We start from the raw sequence: 15,322 nt of genomic DNA, 5'->3' as shown, positions 1-15,322 counted from the left end.
AGAAAAGAGTGTAAGACGGTGCGATGACGAACCAACCTCTCCGCGACGCGAAGGGCCGGCCGCTGGTGGCGGTCACCGGCCTCGGCATCGTCACCTCCCTGGGACAGGGGCAGACCGACAACTGGGCCGCGCTGACGGCCGGCCGCTCCGGCATCCACGCCATCCGGCGCTTCCCCACGGAGGGCCTGCGCACCCGCATCGCCGGCACCGTCGATTTCCTCGACACCGACCCCCTCGTGGCGCCCGCCCTGTCGCAGCGCTTCGCGGAAGCCGCCGCCGACGAGGCGATCGCGCAGTCCGGCATCGGCCGTCCCGGCGACTTCCCCGGCGCTCTGTTCATCGCTGTGCCCCCGGTGGAGATCGAGTGGCCGCAGCGCCAGGCCCTGGCGGAGGCTTCCGGCCAGAGCGGCCCGATCACCTACACCGACCTGCAGCGCGCCGCCGCGAGCCGGCGCTTCGACCCCTGGCACGACCTGTTCATCTTCGGCACGGTGGCCGATCACATCGCCGACCGGTTCGGCACCAAGGGGTCGCCGATCTCCCTCTCCACCGCCTGCTCGTCCGGCGCTACCGCGATCCAGCTCGGCGTCGAGGCGATCCGGCGCGGCGAGGTCACCGCCGCCCTCTGCATCGGCACCGACGGCTCGGTGAACCCCGAATCCCTGATCCGCTTCTCGCTGCTCTCGGCCCTCTCCACCCAGAACGACCCGCCGGAGGCCGCCTCGAAGCCGTTCTCGAAGAACCGCGACGGCTTCGTCATGGGCGAGGGCGCGGGCGCCCTCGTGCTGGAGGATGCGGAAGCCGCCCGCGCCCGGGGCGCGAAGATCCTCGGCTACGTGCTCGGCTGCGGCGAGAAGGGCGACGGCTTCCACCGCACCCGGTCGAGCCCCGACGGCGCCCCCGGCATCGCGGCGATCCGCGCGGCCCTGGACGACGCCGGCACCGAGCCGGACGCCATCGACACCGTGAACGCCCACGGCACCTCGACGCCGGAGAACGACAAGATGGAGGCGATGAGCTGCGCCGCCGTGTTCGGCGACCGCATCCGCACCCTGCCGGTCTCGTCCAACAAGTCGATGATCGGGCATACGCTGACGGCCGCCGGTGCGGTCGAGGCGGTGATCGCGCTCCTCACCATCGCGCACGGACGCATCCCGCCGACGATCAACTACGCGGTGCCCGACCCCGCCATCCCCCTCGACATCGTGGCGCAGGCGCGCGACGTGCCCGTGCGACGGGTGCTGTCGAACTCGTTCGGTTTCGGCGGCCAGAACACCTGCCTCGTTCTCGCGGACGAGCCCGCATGAGCGCGGAACGCGACGGGCGCGTCCTCGTCACCGGGGGCGCCTCCGGCCTCGGCGCGGCGATCGTGCGGGCGCTCGCCGCCGCCGGCCACGACGTCGTCTTCACCTACCGCTCCTCCGCCGCGGCGGCCGAGGACCTGGTGGCGGAACTCTCGGCGGCGCATCCCGGCCGCGCGATCGCCGCAGAACGCCTCGACCTCGCCGACCGCGCCGCCGTCGAGGCGTTCTGCGAGGGGCTCGAGGCCGGCGAGGGCTTCCACGGCTTCGTCCACAATGCCGGCCAGTCCTACGACGCGCTCGCGGCGATGCTGGACCAGGACCGGGCCGAGGCGGCCATGCAGGTGAACTTCTGGTCGCTGACCCGCCTCGCGAAGTCGCTCATCCGGGGCATGATCCGCGCGCGTTCGGGGCGCATCGTCGCCATCGGCTCGGTGGCCGCCCTTCAGGCCAATCCCGGCAACGCGGCCTATGCCGCCACCAAGGGCGCCCTCATTGCCTATTGCCGCACCCTGGCGGTGGAGTCGGCCAAACGCGGCGTCACCGTGAACGTGATCGCGCCGGGCTTCATCGACACCGGCATGATGGCCCCCTACGCCGCCTACCGCGCCACGATGGAGCGCCAGATCCCCGCCGGCCGCTTCGCCAGGCCCGAGGATGTCGCCGCGCTCGCCGCCTTCCTGATGGGCGACGGGGCGGCCTACATCACGGGCGCCGTCCTGCCCGTCGACGGCGGACTGACCGCGATGATGGGCGTCCACCGCTCCTGAGGCCCGAGCCGACCATGGTCCCGATTCCCGCCGCGCTGGTCCTCGTGCTCCTCGTCGCCGGCCCCGCCGCCGCGGCCGAGGCGTTCCGCGTCGACGGCCTGCCGCGCGGCGAGACCCTGAGCATTCGCGAGACGCCCGATGCCGGTGCGCCCGCCCTGGGTCAGGCCCCCGTGGGGGCCCGCCTGCGCGGCTTCGGCTGCACCGCCGAGACCCCGAGCGGGCTGACCTGGTGCCGGGTCAAGGCCGGCCCGATCCTCGGCTGGGCCCGGCGGCGCTACCTCTCGCCGGAGTGAGACTGCCCCGGCGGGTTGATGCCTCGTCCCACGGAGGATAGCGAGGGGCGCATGAACGCCCGGCCCCTGCGGGGGTGTCGACGGTGCCCCGCGAACAGAAACGAGCCCCATGCAAGCCCTCCAGCTCCACGGTGACCGCGACCTGCGCCTTGAGGATGTCGCGGAGCCTGCGGCCCCCGGCCCTGGCGAGGTCCAGATCCGCGTGCGCGCGGTCGGCCTGAACTTCATCGACGTCTGGGGCTTTCGCGGCATGGCCTTCGCCAAGCGCAAGCTCCCGCTCGCGGTGGGGGCCGAGGCTTCGGGCGAGATCGTCTGCGTCGGCGAGGGCGTCGAGGGGCTGGCGCCCGGCGACCGGGTGGCGATGTACGGCGCCCAGACCTGCGGGCGATGCAAGGCCTGCCGGGAGGGCCGCGACAACCTCTGCGAAGACGTCTCCGGCGTGATGGGCTTTCACATCGACGGCTTCGCCCGCGAGCGCGTGACCATGCAGGCCCGCCTCGTGGTGAAGATGCCGGACGGCGTCAGCTTCACCGACGCCGCCTGCGCGCCCGTGGCTTTCGGGACCGTGCAGCACATGCTGTTCGACAACGCCCGCCTGGAGCCCGGCGAGAGCATCCTCGTGCATGCCGGCGGCTCCGGCATCGGCACGGCGGCGATCAAGATGGCCAAGGCCATCGGCTGCACCGTGTTCACCACCGTGGGCGACGACGCCAAGGGCGAAAAGGCGCGGGCGCTCGGCGCCGACCACGTCATCAACTACCGCGAGGAGCGCTTCGAGGGCGAGGTCCGCCGTCTGACCAAGCGCAAGGGCGTCGACGTGGTCTTCGAGCATGTCGGGCCCGACACCTGGAACGGTTCGCTCCTGTGCCTCAAGCGCGGCGGGCGCCTCGTCACCTGCGGCTCCACCTCGGGCGTCTCCACCAGCATGAACCTCATGCAGCTGTTCCAGCAGCAATATCGCATCACCGGTTCGTTCGGCTGCTCGATGGCCAATATCCGCGACGCCATGGCCAAGATGGCGCAGGGCATCACGCCGGTGATCGACACGGTGCTGCCGCTGGCGGACTTCACGCAGGGGCTGGAGCGCCTGGAATCTCGCAAGGTGTTCGGAAAAATCCTGGTGACGCTCTGAGTTGCAGTGCACACGGGTGCCCTTCGGGTCGAAATGAATTATGCCAGGGGCCGAGGGCGTCGCCGGAACGCCCCGCGTCACGGGAATCGACTTGCTCCGCCTCGCCCTCGTCCTGAAGCGTCAGCTGCCCCGGCTTGCCGGGGTCGCGATGGTCCTGCTGATCCGGTCCCTGTTCTGGCTGGCCCGACGCTTGGGGAGTGAGCGCGCGAGCGCGGTGGGCGGCCGCCTCGTCCGCACGGTCGGGCCGTTCCTGCCCGCCCACCGCACCGCGATGGACAACCTGCGGGCGGCCTTCCCCGAGCACGACGCGGCCACGATCCGGGCCCTGGCGCGTGAGGCCTGGGACAATCTCGGCCGTACCGGCGCGGAATACGCCCACCTCCACACGCTGCTCGACCTCGATCTGGCGGACCTCGCGGGGAGCCGGCACATCACGGTGGAGGGCGAGGGCCATTTCGCGGACCTGCGCGACGACGGCAAGGCCGGTCTGATCTTCTCCGCCCACCTCGCCAACTGGGAACTGCCGGCGATCTGCGCCGCCAAGTTCGGCCTCGACGCCACCGCGATCTTCCGGCCGCCCAACGATGCCGCCGCTGCTCGCCTCGTGCAGGAGGTGCGGCGCCAGACCATGGGCGGCCTGGCGGCCTCGGGCCAGGGCGCGGTCTTCGCCATGCAGGGGGTGGTGGACCGTGGCGGCCATCTCGGCCAGCTCATCGACCAGCACTTCACCCGCGGCGTCGTGGTGGAGTTCTTCGGCCGGCCGGTCCTCGTCAATCCGCTGCTGGCCAAGCTCGCCCGCCACTACGAGTGTCCCGTTCACGGAGTGCGGGTGATCCGCCGCGAGGGCACCCGCTTCCATCTCGAACTGACCCCGCCCCTCGACCTGCCGCGGGACGCGCAAGGCGCCATCGACGTCCAGGGCGCGATGCAGATGATGACGCGCACGATCGAGGACTGGATCCGCGAGAATCCAGGCCAGTGGCTCTGGATGCACCGCCGCTGGCGCCCCAACATGCTGCCCAAGGCGAAGGCGGACCCCGCGCCGCCGGACGATCGAGGCACCGTGATCCCCACGCCGGGCCCGGCGGCGGTATCGTGACCCGATCATGAACCGGCCCGCGCCGCAGCCTCGCTCCCGCCGCACCGCGACCCTGGGCCTCGCGCTCCTCCTGCTCGGGACCCTCGCGGGTGGCTCGACGCCGGCGGAGGCGGGGGAGCGCCACCCCGTGGTCATCGAGCTCTACACCAGCCAGGGCTGCGCCTCGTGCCAGCCCGCCTCGCGGGTGCTCGGCGACTTCGCCCGGGAACCCGGTGTCATCGCCCTCACCTTCCCCATCACCTACTGGGACTATCTCGGCTGGAAGGACGCCTACGGCCAGGCGGCATTCACGGCGCGGCAGCGCGCCTACGCGTCCCTGCGCGGGGAGCGGCAGGTCTTCACGCCCCAGGCCATCGTCAACGGCGAGCCCTCGATGATCCGCTCGGACCGGATTTCCCTGGAGCGGGCCCTGCGCCGGGCGCGGGCGAGCAGCGCGAGCCAAGTGACGGTCAAGAGCTGGGAAGAAGGCGACCGGATCTGCATCGATGTCGGCACCGGCACCGGTCCGGAGGCCCAGGCCGACCTCTGGCTGCTGCCGGTGATGCGGCGTCGCCGGGTCTCCATCGGGGGCGGCGAGAACAAGGGGCAGGTCTTCGACTACATCAACGTCGTCCGCGGCATGCAGCGCATCGGCACTTGGACCGGACGGCCGGAGCATTTCGAGATCCCGCGCCACGCCGCGCGGGTGCCGGAGGCGGATTCCTACGTGGTGGTCCTCCAGGGTGGAAATGATGGGCGCCCGAGCCGTATCCTCGGCGCCGCCAAGGCCCCGGGTTTCTGAGCGGCACGCCGAGCTGCCGAGATCGTGCCCGCCAGGACAAGAAGCCTGCCGGCGGAGCGGCCATGCCCTCAAGCGCCTGTCCCGGAACGAACTTTTAAGCGTATTTCGGCAGGAATGAATACAGTCGCCGAATCGTAAAAACAGCCCTTGACGTATCCCCGATTGGGTCGCACCTTGATGTGGTGCTTCGACGGCAAAGCACAGCTCAAGCAACGAGGAGGCCTTGATCGTCTGACGATCACGACCGACGAGACGCAGGAGATTTGGGAATGACGCCACCCCAGCAGGCGGCTGCGACGATCATCCGGGGCTGATTCGACCCGGACGTTGAGCAGCGCACACGCGAATTACGGGACGGAAGCGGTCTCTCGGGGCGCAGAAGCGGCCATACGGCACGCCTTCGGACATGCACCAGCCCCACCTCGGCCGCTTCCGCCGCCGAATCGTCAACCCTGATCGGATTGTTTGATGGGTAAGACCATCAAGACTTCCGCATAGTATGTGTTGGCAATCTTCAGGGCACGCGGCTCAAGGCCGTACGATACGAAACCCGCGGCTTCGTAGCACCGGAGCGCGGTTGCATTGGTTGCTCCAACAGACAGACTGACGTCTTCAACGCAGGTCGCCGCATGGTCGATCACGGCCCTGATGAGCGACGTTGCGATGCCGGATCGGCGCGCGTCTGGTCTCACGAAGACACCCCAGAGCGTACCTTTATGCCGAAGCTTCATGGCGTCTGGGATATACAGACCAGCTATGCCGACGAGTCCATCGCCGGTGCGCCAAGCGCCGAATACAGCATGGTTCTCTAGGGTAGCGGCAAACCAAGCGAGCGGTTGTTCGACTTCGGCCTCCCAAGATGCGCCGAAGGCCTCCGGATGGCGAGCGAGGCCGTCGAGACGCAGCGTTCGGAAAGCTGCCGCATCGGTCGGTCGTAGCCGGCGGATCGTATCAGTAGACCGGGGATTCAAGACACCATCCTCGTCGTGAGAGTGGCAGGAGCAGGTTGGATCTCCGGCATCGCCTCCAGCAGGACCTTCAACGTAATCGATCCAGAACCCCTGCGATGAAGCGCGCTTTCTCGGCGCGATAGGCGTCCATCGGCAATCCGTCGCAGCGTGTCTTGAGGGTGTTGTAGCGCTCCAGCAGCCGGGCGTCCCCGCGCAGGGCGTCGGCGAAGTGGTGGAAGACGTCGAAGGGGCCGCCCTTGACGGTCAATTGGATGCCGAGGGGAAGGGGCTGCCCGTCATCCGCGAACGCGGCGAAATCCGCCGTTCGAATCGAGCCGGCATTGCGGGCGAACCGCGCCGCGAGGCAGGCCTCGGCCGTGGGAAAATCCGCCGCGTCGACCCGCACCACGAGGTCGAGGTCGCCCTTCGTCAGGCATCCCGGAATGGCGGTCGCGCCCACATGCCGAATGTCGGCCGAAGGGGGCAGCGCGGGGCGAAGCACGCTCCGGATGCGGGCGTAGAGCGCGTCCGCAAGGGCGGCCGTGCCCTCGGTCTCCGCGACCAGGCGAAGGTGATCCGCGTCCGAAATCCTGCCCTCCCGGCGAGGGGGGACGGGTCCCGCCGTCCCTTAATCGATCCCGAGCTTGGCCTTCAGCAGGGCGTTCACCGCCGCCGGGTTGGCCTTGCCGCCGGTGGCCTTCATGGTCTGGCCGACGAACCAGCCGAGCAGGGTCGGCTTCTCCTTCGCCTGGGCGACCTTGTCGGGGTTCTTGGCGATGATGTCGTCCACGGCGGCCTCGATGGCGCCGGTGTCGGTGACCTGCTTCATGCCGCGCGATTCGACGATCCCGCGCGGGTCACCGCCCTCGGACCAGACGATCTCGAACAGGTCCTTGGCGATCTTGCCGGAGATGACGCCCTCTCCGATGAGGTCGACGATGGCGCCGAGTTGGGTCGCCGAGACCGGGCTCGTCTCGATGCTGTGGCCTTCCTTGTTGAGGCGGCCGAACAGCTCGTTGATGACCCAGTTCGCCGCGGCCTTGCCGTCGCGGCCCTTGGCCACCGCCTCGAAGTAGTCGGCCGAGGCGCGCTCGGCGATGAGCACGCCGGCATCGTAGGCGCTGAGGCCATAGGTCTCGATGAAGCGCGCCTTCTTGGCGTCGGGCAGTTCCGGCAGGCCGGCGGCCAGCGCGTCCACGTAGGCCTGGTCGAATTCGAGCGGCAGCAGGTCCGGGTCGGGGAAGTAGCGGTAATCGTGCGCCTCTTCCTTGGAGCGCATGGAGCGGGTCTCGCCCTTGCCCGGATCGAACAGGCGGGTCTCCTGGGAGATCGTGCCGCCATCCTCGATGATGGCGATCTGGCGCCGGGCTTCGGTTTCGATGGCCTGGCCGATGAAGCGGATCGAGTTGACGTTCTTGATCTCGCAGCGGGTGCCGAGCGGGTCCCCGGGCTTGCGCACCGAGACGTTCACGTCGGCCCGGAGCGAGCCCTTCTCCATGTCGCCGTCGCAGGTGCCGAGGTAGCGCAGGATGGTGCGCAGCTTGGTCACGTAGGCGCGCGCCTCCTCCGACGAGCGGAGATCCGGCCGCGAGACGATCTCCATCAGGGCGACGCCCGAGCGGTTGAGGTCGACGAAGCTCTGGGTCGGGTTCTGGTCGTGCAGGGACTTGCCGGCATCCTGTTCGAGATGCAGCCGCTCGATGCCCACCGTGATGGTCTCGCCCTCGGGCAAATCGACCAGCACCTCGCCCTCGCCGACGATCGGGTCCTTGAACTGGCTGATCTGGTAGCCCTGCGGCAGGTCCGGGTAGAAGTAGTTCTTCCGGTCGAACACCGAGCGGTGGTTGATCTGCGCCTTCAGGCCGAGGCCCGTGCGCACCGCCTGGGCCACGCACGCCTCGTTGATGACCGGCAGCATGCCGGGCATGGCCGCGTCCACCAGGGAGACATGGTCGTTCGGCTCGCCGCCGAATTCCGTCGAGGCGCCAGAGAACAGCTTGGAGCGGCTCGTGACCTGGGCGTGGATCTCCATGCCGATCACGACCTCCCAGTCATGCAGGCCGCCCTTGATGAGCTTTTTGGGGTTCACGGCTGCGGTCATGATGGCCCGAAAATCAGTGCTGCGGGGCGCGAGTGAGCGCCGGAAGGGTGCAAGTCATCGAAGGTGTAAGGACCGGCCGGCGCGGTCAAGCGCGCAGGCGGTAGAGCTGGTGCGCCAGGAACCCCAGGGCGCCCCAGAGGAAGCCGGCGATCCAGCGGATGGGGAAGAAGGTCGGCCCGTCGTGGCTCACCGGCGCCGGCCAGGGAATGCCGATGGCCGTGACGGCCCACGACACCAGCACCGAGACCGCGAAGGCCATCAGCGACACGAGGATGACCTTCACGAACTGGTCCGACTTCCAGCCCATCACCAGGGCGATGGCGATCAGCACCGGATCGAAGGCGGCCCAGATCCAGACGTCGAAGGGATAGACCGGGACGGTCATCGGGCGCGCCTCATGCCCACCACGCGGCGGGCAGCTTGGTCCGTCCGGCGGCCTCCTCGATCACCTGGGCGGCGGCGAACAGCGTCTCCTCGTCGAAGGGCCGGCCGATGAGCTGGAGCCCGAGAGGCAGGCCCTGCGCGTCGAGACCGGCCGGCACCGAGATGCCGGGCAGGCCCGCCATGTTTACCGTGATGGTGAAGACGTCCTGCAGGTACATCTCCACGGGGTCGCCCGAGCCCTTCTCGCCGATGCCGAAGGCGGCCGACGGGGTGGCGGGCGTCAGGATCGCGTCGATGCCGGAGGCGTAGGCCTCTTCGAAGTCGCGCTTGATCAGGGTGCGGATGCGCTGCGCGCGGACGTAATAGGCATCGTAGTAGCCCGCCGAGAGCACGTAGGTGCCGATCATGATGCGGCGCTTCACCTCGCGGCCGAAGCCCGCCGCACGGGTGTTCTCGTAGAGGCCCGCGATGTCCTTGCCGGGCACGCGCAGGCCGTAGCGCACGCCGTCGTAGCGGGCGAGGTTCGAGGAGGCCTCGGCGGGAGCGACGATGTAGTAGGCCGGCAGCGCGTATTGCGTGTGCGGCAGCGAGATCTCGCGGATCGTGGCGCCGGCATCCCGGAGCATCTCGGCGCCCCGGTCCCAGAGCGCCTGGATCTCGGCGGACATGCCCTCGACCCGGTACTCCTTCGGAATGCCGATGGTCAGCCCCTTCACGCCCCGCGCCACCGCCGCCTCGAAGTCGGGCACGGGCAGGTCGGCGCAGGTGGTGTCGCGCGAATCCTGGCCCGCCATCGAGCCGAGCAGGATGGCGCAGTCGCGCACCGTGCGGGCGATCGGGCCGGCCTGGTCCAGGGACGAGGCGTACGCCACCGTGCCCCAGCGCGAGCAGCGGCCGTAGGTCGGCTTGATGCCGACCGTGCCGGTGAAGGCGGCGGGCTGGCGGATCGAGCCGCCCGTGTCCGTCGCGGTGGCGCCGAGGCAGAGATGGGCCGCCACCGCCGCCGCCGAGCCGCCGGAGGAGCCGCCGGGCACCAGCTTCGTCTCCGACCCGGCCCGCCGCCAGGGCGAGACGGCGTCGCCGTAGGCGGAGGTCTCGTTGGACGAGCCCATGGCGAACTCGTCGAGGTTGAGCTTGCCGAGCATCACGGCGCCGTCGCGCCAGAGGTTGGCGGTCACGGCGGATTCGTAGGCGGGCGTGAACCCTTCGAGGATCTTCGAGCCGGCGGTGGTCGCCACGCCCTCCGTGCAGAACAGGTCCTTGATCCCCAGCGGGATGCCGTCCAGCGGACGAGCCTCGCCAGCGGCGATCCGCGCATCCGCCGCCTCGGCCATGGCCAGGGCCCGGTCGGGGGTCTCGACGAGGTAGGCGTTCAGGGCCCGGGCCTTTTCCATGGCGTCGAGATGCGCGCGGGTCAGGTCGGCGGCGGAGAAATTCTTGGCCTTGAGCCCGTCGCGGGCCTCCGCCAGGGTGAGTTCGTTCAGCGTGGTCATGTGCGGGAGAGTCCTGGGCGCTCGTCCTGATGGGTCCCGGGTGCTCCGCCGTCGCCATCGCGTGGGCGCCGGGCGGACCGTCCCGCGGGGCGGCCGGGTTCGGGGTCGGCGGCGTGCGCCTACTCGACGACCTTGGGCACGAGGAAGTAGTGGTCCTCGGTCTCGGGCGCGTTGGCCACGATGGCGTCGGCCTTGGCCCCGTCGGTGACCACGTCGGCCCGCTTCTTCATCGCCATCGGGGTGACCGAGGTCATGGGCTCGACCCCCGTCACGTCGACGGCACCGAGTTGCTCGACGAAGGCCAGGATCGCGTTGAGTTCGCCCTGCAGGGGGGCGACCTCGTCCTCGCTCACCGCGATGCGCGCCAGGTGCGCGATGCGCCTCACCGTCGTTGCGTCGACCGACATGCTGTCTTCAGTTCCTCGGGCACCCATCCGCAGCCCGGCGGGGTTGGCGGGCGATGGGGCGTCGCGCCGGGCTATAGCACCCGCCCTCGCGCGCTCGCAACGCCGGCCGGCCTTTCGCGCGGGCCGGCGAGGCTCAGGCGATGCGGTGGTGCGCCACGGCCGGCACCTCGATGAGGATCCCGGTCTGGCGCGACCGCAGGTCCGCCTGCTGGAAGCCGACGAGCAGGATCTCGCAGGCCAGCGCCAGCATCAGCTTGTGCCGCAGCGGCATCTTGCGGCGCGCGGGGCGGGAATCGGGCGGGCTCATGCGGACGGCATCCGAGACGTTAACGAACGATTAACGATGCTCTGGCCGATGGGGTCCGCGCAAGGGTAAGGATACGCTTTGGTAACGTTAACGGGCCGGAGGGAGCGATTCAGATGTGGGAGACGGTCTTCGAGCCCTGCGCGCCGGGCCCCCTCGCGGGGGCGGCCGACCTCGACCGCGCCGAGGCCGAACTCGGCTTCGCGCTGCCGGAGAGCTACCGCGCCTTTTGCCGGACCCTCGGGGCCGGGCTCGCGAACGGCCATTTCCGCGTGGCGATCCCGGGCGCGGATCCGGAGACCGACCTCGTCGGGCGCTCCGAGTTGATCGCCCACAGCATCGCGGCGGTGCTGGAGGGGCGCGAGGGACACCGCTTCGAGGTGGAGGGCGACGACCCGAGCGTGATCGAGCGCGCCTGCTTCTTCGGCCAGACGGAGGCCGGCGAATTCCTGTTCTGGGACGTGGTGCCGGGGCGCGACGAGTACGAGATCTGGGTGCTGGGCGCCGACCTCGAATCGATCCGCTTCGGTGGCGCCGACCTCGTCGACCTCATGCGGCGCAGCCGGGGCCCGGCGGTACGCGGCATCCTCGGCATGGGCGCCGAGCCCCTGCCCGCTTCCTTCGTGGGCGACGGCACCGCGGGCTCGGCCGGGCTGCACTGACGGGACGCAGCCCCTTGCCGGCCGGAGGCGGATCGCGCAGGAGGGGTGCCATCACGGGAGCGGGACGGACATGGACGAGGCCGAGATGCGGGCCTTCGCGGAGGCCTCGCGGGGCGGCCCCCGCCTGATCGGGATCGATCTCGGCACGAAGACGATCGGTCTCGCCCTGTCGGATGTCGGCCGCCAGATCGCTTCGCCCCTGGAGACGATCCGGCGGGTCAAGTTCACCCCCGACGTGGCGCGTCTGCGGACCCTGTGCGAAATGCACGGGGTCGGCGGCCTCGTCATCGGCCTGCCCCTGAACATGGACGGCAGCGAGGGCGTGCGGGTCCAGTCGACCCGCTCCTTCGTGCGCAACATGAAGCCGCTGCTGCCTCTGCCCGTCCTCTATTGCGACGAGCGCCTCTCCACCGCCGCCGTCACCCGCGCGCTGATCGCGGCGGATGCCTCGCGGGCCAAGCGCGGCGAGGTGGTGGACATGCTGGCCGCCGCCTACATCCTCCAGGGCTGCCTGGACCAGATGCGGCGCGCCCTCGGCGAGGCGGCGGAGGACGACGACGAGAGCGAAGCCTGATCCGCGATCCCGTTCAGCGGAACAGCGAGAGGACGCCCGCCGAGGCGCCGTTGGCGATGCCGAGGGCCTGAACGGCCAGCTGCTGCTGGGTCTGGAGCGCCTTCAGCTTGGTCGACTCCTCTTCGACGTCGGAATCCACCAGGATGCCGATGGTCCGGTCGTTGGCCTTCATCAGCGTGTCCACGAAACTCTTCTGGCCGTCGATCTGGGTCTTGTTGGCGCCGAGCTTCGTGCCCGCGTTGGTGACGCTGGAGATGGCCTTGTCCACCTGCGTGATCAGGGCCGACAGGGTCGCGTCGCCGGCGGTGCCGGCGAGGGCCGAAATATTGATCGTGCCGATCGAGACACCCGCGGGGTTCGTGGTGTCGAGGATGCCCTTGGTCGTGGTCGTCACCGCATCGCTGCCGTAGACCGAGATGCGCGCGCTGCCGTTGAGCCCCGTGGCGCCGAGTCCGGTCTGACCGTTGGTGAAGCCGAAGGCTGCCGTGTCGGGGCCCGTGATCGTCGCACTGCCTGTGGGGCCACCGCTCGCTCCGAGGAGAATGAGGCGGTCGGGTGCGTTCTCCGGGCCGGAGAGGCCGAACGCGAGGGGGCTGCCCTGCGCCGCAAGGCTGGCATTGAGGAGGTTGCGGATCTCCGTGATGCTGACGGCCGCTGGGTTCGCCGGGGCCGGTAAGCTCGCGGCGGTCAGGGTGACCGTCTGGCTGGTTGCGCCGTCGCTCACCGTGATCGACTTCGTCGCGGCGCCCGACAGGTCGATGGGCGCGTAGGGCGTCGCCACGACCGCCGGCCGGTAGAGGGCGGTGCCGCCGTTCGCCCCCAGACCGAGGTCGAGCCAGGTGCCGCCCGCGGTTCCGGACAGGATGTTCAGGGCGGAGCCGGCACCGGTCGCCGTCGTCTCGAAGCGGAGCCTGCCCCCGTCGTCGAGGGATGCGGTCACGTTGCCCCGCAGGGAGGGCGAGGCCGCGATCTGATTGTTGAGGGCGCTCACCACCTCGTCGGTCGTCACCTTGGCGAGGTCCTTGACGGCGGCGGCGAGGTTCGTCCGGTTCAGCACCAGGGTGCCGATGCCGGCCGAACCGGTGAGGCGGATCGCGACCTCGTTGGTCCCGCTGAAATCCGCCGTGCCGCCGGGGGCGAAGCCGGGCGAGCCGGCCAGGGCCATCTGCGCCGTCTGACGCGCGCCGGAGGCCGGCCGGGTCACGCTGGCGCCGCCGGAATCGTAGAGCCGGATCGCCGCAACGTCGATGTCGACCCGCGAGAACGTCACCGTGCCGGTCCTGTCGCGGGAGAACCCAGCGACCACGCTCTGCGTCGGCCGATAGGCCGCGTTGGCGGGCGAGGAATCCGTCGCGAGCCAGTTCTGTCCGCTCGCCGTGGAGGAACTGGCGGTGGCCTTCATCTTGTCCTGGATCGCGGCGATCTCGGTCTGCACCTTGGCCCGGTCGACGCCCGGCTGGAGAGCGGTCTGGAGCTTGGCGCGCAGGTTCTGGAGGTCCGACAGGACGCTGGTGAGACCGTTATAGGCGGTGTCCACCGCCGAGGCCCCGAGGCCGAGGGAATCCTTGATCGACCCGAGCGCGGCGTTGTCCGTGCGGACGCTGGTGGCGATCGACCAATAGGCCGCGTTGTCGGCGCTGTCCGTGACGCGCTGGCCGGTGGACACACGCTTGCTCGTGACGTCCAGATGCTGGTTGATCGCCTTCAGCGTCGTCAGCGCCGTCAGGGCGGCGTTGTTGGTCAGCAGGCTGGTCACGGAGCGCGCATCCTCTGGGGCGGCTTCTCGGCCACCGTCCCGTCTTGGTTAACGCCTGTGTCTCAAGACACCGTTAAGGATGACGAGACCCTGCCTCGACCGTCAGCCGAGCAGGGAGACCGTTCCGCTGCCGTGCCGCTCGATGCGGCCGTCGAGTTCGAGTTCGAGCAGCGTGGTCTGGACGACGCGGACGCTGAGGCCGGCGGCCCGCGCGAGCTCGTCGGTCCCGATGGGCGTCGGGCTGAGAAAGCCGATCAGGCGGGCCCGGTCGTCCGCCGGTTCGGCCGCCTCCGGAGCCTCGGGGAAGAGGGTCGGCCCGGGGCCGTCGACGTCGAGTTCGTCCCAGAAGATCGATCCCTCGGCGAGGTCCGGACGATCGAGGGCCAGGGTGTCCGCCCCCTGTTCGAAGCCGCCTCCTTGCTTCCGGGTGCCCTCTTCCAGCAGCGGCGCGATCGCCTCCGTGACGTGGGCCACCTCCGCCACCAGGGTCGCACCTTGGCGGATCAGGTCGTTGGTGCCCTCCGCACGCGGGTCGAGGGGGGAGCCCGGCACGGCGAAGACCTCGCGGCCCTGCTCCAGGGCGAAGCGGGCGGTGATCAGCGAGCCCGAGCGGCGGGCGGCCTCCACCACCACGGTGCCGTAGGCCAGCCCCGAGATGATGCGATTGCGCCGGGGAAAGTCGCGCCCGCGCGGCTCCCAACCCATCGGCATCTCGGCGAGGACGGCGCCGCCGGCTTCCAGGATCGCCTCCACCAGGGCGGCGTGGTTGGCCGGGTAGATCCGATCGTGTCCCCCCGCCAGCACCGCCGCCGTGCCGGGCACCAGGGCGGCCCGGTGGGCGCGGGCGTCGATGCCGCGCGCCAGCCCGGAGACCACGACGAGCCCCGCCTCCCCGAGCCCGCGGGCGAGGCGCTCGGTGAAGGCGAGGCCGGCGGCGGAGGCGTTGCGCGAGCCGACGATGGCGATGGCGGGCCGGTCCAGGATCGCGGCCTCGCCCCGGATGGCGATGAGCGGCGGCGCCGAATCGGCCGCCTGAAGCAGCCTCGGGTAGGCCGCCTCCCCGAGCGCGACGAGGCGGGCGCCGAGGCGGGCGGCGGCGGCGATCTCGCCTTCCGCCTCCGCCCGGCTCGGCGGGGTGATGCGCCGACCGCTGCGGCCGGTGAGCGTCGGCAGGGCCTCCAGGGCGGCGCCGGCCCCGCCGAAGCGGTTGATGAGGGTCCGGAACGTGCGCGGGCCGACCCCCTCGCTGCGGATCAGGCGCAGCCAGTCGAGGCGCTGGCCATCGGTGAGCTGCATTCGCCCTCCCCCTCCGGAG

At 70.5% G+C, this 15,322-nt stretch carries 17 protein-coding genes; 8 read left to right on the top strand and 9 right to left on the bottom strand.

Features of this window, described 5'->3' with window-relative positions:
• Nucleotides 1–23: 23 nt before the first annotated feature.
• The 6 genes from MKK58_RS17495 to MKK58_RS17470 all read left to right on the top strand — a co-directional run bounded on the left by MKK58_RS17495 (nucleotide 24) and on the right by MKK58_RS17470 (nucleotide 5,376).
• Nucleotides 24–1,307 carry a beta-ketoacyl-ACP synthase gene (locus MKK58_RS17495; protein ID WP_243913330.1) on the top strand — a complete coding sequence of 428 codons (1,284 nt, stop codon included), beginning with the start codon at nucleotides 24–26 and terminating at the stop codon, nucleotides 1,305–1,307.
• Complete coding sequence (locus MKK58_RS17490; RefSeq protein ID WP_243913328.1) at nucleotides 1,304–2,071, top strand: SDR family oxidoreductase; 768 nt, start codon at nucleotides 1,304–1,306, stop codon at nucleotides 2,069–2,071. The genes MKK58_RS17495 and MKK58_RS17490 overlap by 4 nt, the downstream gene beginning before the upstream one ends.
• A gap of 14 nt (nucleotides 2,072–2,085) precedes the next feature.
• Nucleotides 2,086–2,364, top strand: a complete 279-nt coding sequence (locus MKK58_RS17485; protein WP_243913326.1) for an SH3 domain-containing protein — start codon at nucleotides 2,086–2,088, stop codon at nucleotides 2,362–2,364.
• A 109-nt stretch (nucleotides 2,365–2,473) separates the two neighbouring features.
• Nucleotides 2,474–3,496, top strand: a complete 1,023-nt coding sequence (locus MKK58_RS17480; protein ID WP_243913324.1) for a zinc-binding dehydrogenase — start codon at nucleotides 2,474–2,476, stop codon at nucleotides 3,494–3,496.
• A gap of 91 nt (nucleotides 3,497–3,587) precedes the next feature.
• Entirely contained in the window at nucleotides 3,588–4,595 is a 1,008-nt protein-coding gene (locus tag MKK58_RS17475) for a lipid A biosynthesis lauroyl acyltransferase (RefSeq protein WP_243913322.1), read from the top strand.
• 7 nt (nucleotides 4,596–4,602) lie between these two features.
• Entirely contained in the window at nucleotides 4,603–5,376 is a 774-nt protein-coding gene (locus MKK58_RS17470; RefSeq protein ID WP_243913320.1) for a DUF1223 domain-containing protein, read from the top strand.
• A gap of 446 nt (nucleotides 5,377–5,822) precedes the next feature.
• On the opposite strand, the gene MKK58_RS17465 is transcribed toward MKK58_RS17470, so the two are convergent.
• The 7 genes from MKK58_RS17465 to MKK58_RS17435 form a co-directional block, all read right to left on the bottom strand.
• Nucleotides 5,823–6,347: a GNAT family N-acetyltransferase gene (locus MKK58_RS17465; protein WP_243913318.1), complete on the bottom strand. Its 525-nt coding sequence runs from the start codon at nucleotides 6,345–6,347 to the stop codon at nucleotides 5,823–5,825.
• Between the two features lie 67 nt (nucleotides 6,348–6,414).
• Complete coding sequence (locus MKK58_RS17460) at nucleotides 6,415–6,891, bottom strand: GrpB family protein (RefSeq protein WP_409565266.1); 477 nt, start codon at nucleotides 6,889–6,891, stop codon at nucleotides 6,415–6,417.
• A gap of 63 nt (nucleotides 6,892–6,954) precedes the next feature.
• Nucleotides 6,955–8,427: an Asp-tRNA(Asn)/Glu-tRNA(Gln) amidotransferase subunit GatB gene (gene gatB, locus MKK58_RS17455; protein ID WP_243913314.1), complete on the bottom strand. Its 1,473-nt coding sequence runs from the start codon at nucleotides 8,425–8,427 to the stop codon at nucleotides 6,955–6,957.
• 85 nt (nucleotides 8,428–8,512) lie between these two features.
• Nucleotides 8,513–8,812, bottom strand: coding sequence for a hypothetical protein (locus MKK58_RS17450; protein ID WP_243913312.1), 300 nt, complete (start codon nucleotides 8,810–8,812; stop codon nucleotides 8,513–8,515).
• 10 nt (nucleotides 8,813–8,822) lie between these two features.
• Nucleotides 8,823–10,304, bottom strand: a complete 1,482-nt coding sequence (gene gatA / locus MKK58_RS17445; protein WP_243913310.1) for an Asp-tRNA(Asn)/Glu-tRNA(Gln) amidotransferase subunit GatA — start codon at nucleotides 10,302–10,304, stop codon at nucleotides 8,823–8,825.
• A gap of 119 nt (nucleotides 10,305–10,423) precedes the next feature.
• A complete protein-coding gene (gene gatC, locus MKK58_RS17440; RefSeq protein WP_243913308.1) occupies nucleotides 10,424–10,711 on the bottom strand; it encodes an Asp-tRNA(Asn)/Glu-tRNA(Gln) amidotransferase subunit GatC in 288 nt (95 codons plus the stop codon).
• Nucleotides 10,712–10,844: 133 nt separating this feature from the next.
• Nucleotides 10,845–11,018: a hypothetical protein gene (locus tag MKK58_RS17435; RefSeq protein ID WP_243913306.1), complete on the bottom strand. Its 174-nt coding sequence runs from the start codon at nucleotides 11,016–11,018 to the stop codon at nucleotides 10,845–10,847.
• A 113-nt stretch (nucleotides 11,019–11,131) separates the two neighbouring features.
• Here MKK58_RS17435 and MKK58_RS17430 point away from each other — a divergent pair, with 113 nt between their 5' ends.
• Together MKK58_RS17430 and ruvX are read left to right on the top strand one after the other, a co-directional pair.
• Entirely contained in the window at nucleotides 11,132–11,677 is a 546-nt protein-coding gene (locus tag MKK58_RS17430) for an SMI1/KNR4 family protein (protein WP_243913304.1), read from the top strand.
• A gap of 70 nt (nucleotides 11,678–11,747) precedes the next feature.
• Complete coding sequence (gene ruvX / locus MKK58_RS17425) at nucleotides 11,748–12,251, top strand: Holliday junction resolvase RuvX (RefSeq protein ID WP_243913302.1); 504 nt, start codon at nucleotides 11,748–11,750, stop codon at nucleotides 12,249–12,251.
• 13 nt (nucleotides 12,252–12,264) lie between these two features.
• Here ruvX and MKK58_RS17420 read toward each other — a convergent pair whose 3' ends face one another.
• Together MKK58_RS17420 and dprA are read right to left on the bottom strand one after the other, a co-directional pair.
• Nucleotides 12,265–14,007, bottom strand: a complete 1,743-nt coding sequence (locus MKK58_RS17420; protein WP_243913300.1) for a flagellin — start codon at nucleotides 14,005–14,007, stop codon at nucleotides 12,265–12,267.
• Between the two features lie 102 nt (nucleotides 14,008–14,109).
• A complete protein-coding gene (gene dprA, locus MKK58_RS17415; protein WP_243913298.1) occupies nucleotides 14,110–15,303 on the bottom strand; it encodes a DNA-processing protein DprA in 1,194 nt (397 codons plus the stop codon).
• Between the last annotated feature and the right edge of the window lie 19 nt (nucleotides 15,304–15,322).

The organism is Methylobacterium sp. J-078 (genome assembly GCF_022829285.1).
Lineage (GTDB): Bacteria > Pseudomonadota > Alphaproteobacteria > Rhizobiales > Beijerinckiaceae > Methylobacterium.
This window is presented reverse-complemented; position numbering and strand designations above follow the sequence as displayed.

Excerpts from the sequence above, each read along its gene's own strand:
- MKK58_RS17495 (WP_243913330.1), top strand. The coding sequence starts at position 24 with ATGACGAACCAACCTCTCCGCGACGCGAAGGGCCGGCCGCTGGTGGCG.
- MKK58_RS17490 (WP_243913328.1), top strand. The coding sequence starts at position 1,304 with ATGAGCGCGGAACGCGACGGGCGCGTCCTCGTCACCGGGGGCGCCTCC.
- MKK58_RS17485 (WP_243913326.1), top strand. The coding sequence starts at position 2,086 with ATGGTCCCGATTCCCGCCGCGCTGGTCCTCGTGCTCCTCGTCGCCGGC.
- MKK58_RS17480 (WP_243913324.1), top strand. The coding sequence starts at position 2,474 with ATGCAAGCCCTCCAGCTCCACGGTGACCGCGACCTGCGCCTTGAGGAT.
- MKK58_RS17470 (WP_243913320.1), top strand. The coding sequence starts at position 4,603 with ATGAACCGGCCCGCGCCGCAGCCTCGCTCCCGCCGCACCGCGACCCTG.
- gatB (WP_243913314.1), bottom strand. The coding sequence starts at position 8,427 with ATGACCGCAGCCGTGAACCCCAAAAAGCTCATCAAGGGCGGCCTGCAT.
- MKK58_RS17450 (WP_243913312.1), bottom strand. The coding sequence starts at position 8,812 with ATGACCGTCCCGGTCTATCCCTTCGACGTCTGGATCTGGGCCGCCTTC.
- gatA (WP_243913310.1), bottom strand. The coding sequence starts at position 10,304 with ATGACCACGCTGAACGAACTCACCCTGGCGGAGGCCCGCGACGGGCTC.
- gatC (WP_243913308.1), bottom strand. The coding sequence starts at position 10,711 with ATGTCGGTCGACGCAACGACGGTGAGGCGCATCGCGCACCTGGCGCGC.
- MKK58_RS17435 (WP_243913306.1), bottom strand. The coding sequence starts at position 11,018 with ATGAGCCCGCCCGATTCCCGCCCCGCGCGCCGCAAGATGCCGCTGCGG.
- MKK58_RS17430 (WP_243913304.1), top strand. The coding sequence starts at position 11,132 with ATGTGGGAGACGGTCTTCGAGCCCTGCGCGCCGGGCCCCCTCGCGGGG.
- ruvX (WP_243913302.1), top strand. The coding sequence starts at position 11,748 with ATGGACGAGGCCGAGATGCGGGCCTTCGCGGAGGCCTCGCGGGGCGGC.
- dprA (WP_243913298.1), bottom strand. The coding sequence starts at position 15,303 with ATGCAGCTCACCGATGGCCAGCGCCTCGACTGGCTGCGCCTGATCCGC.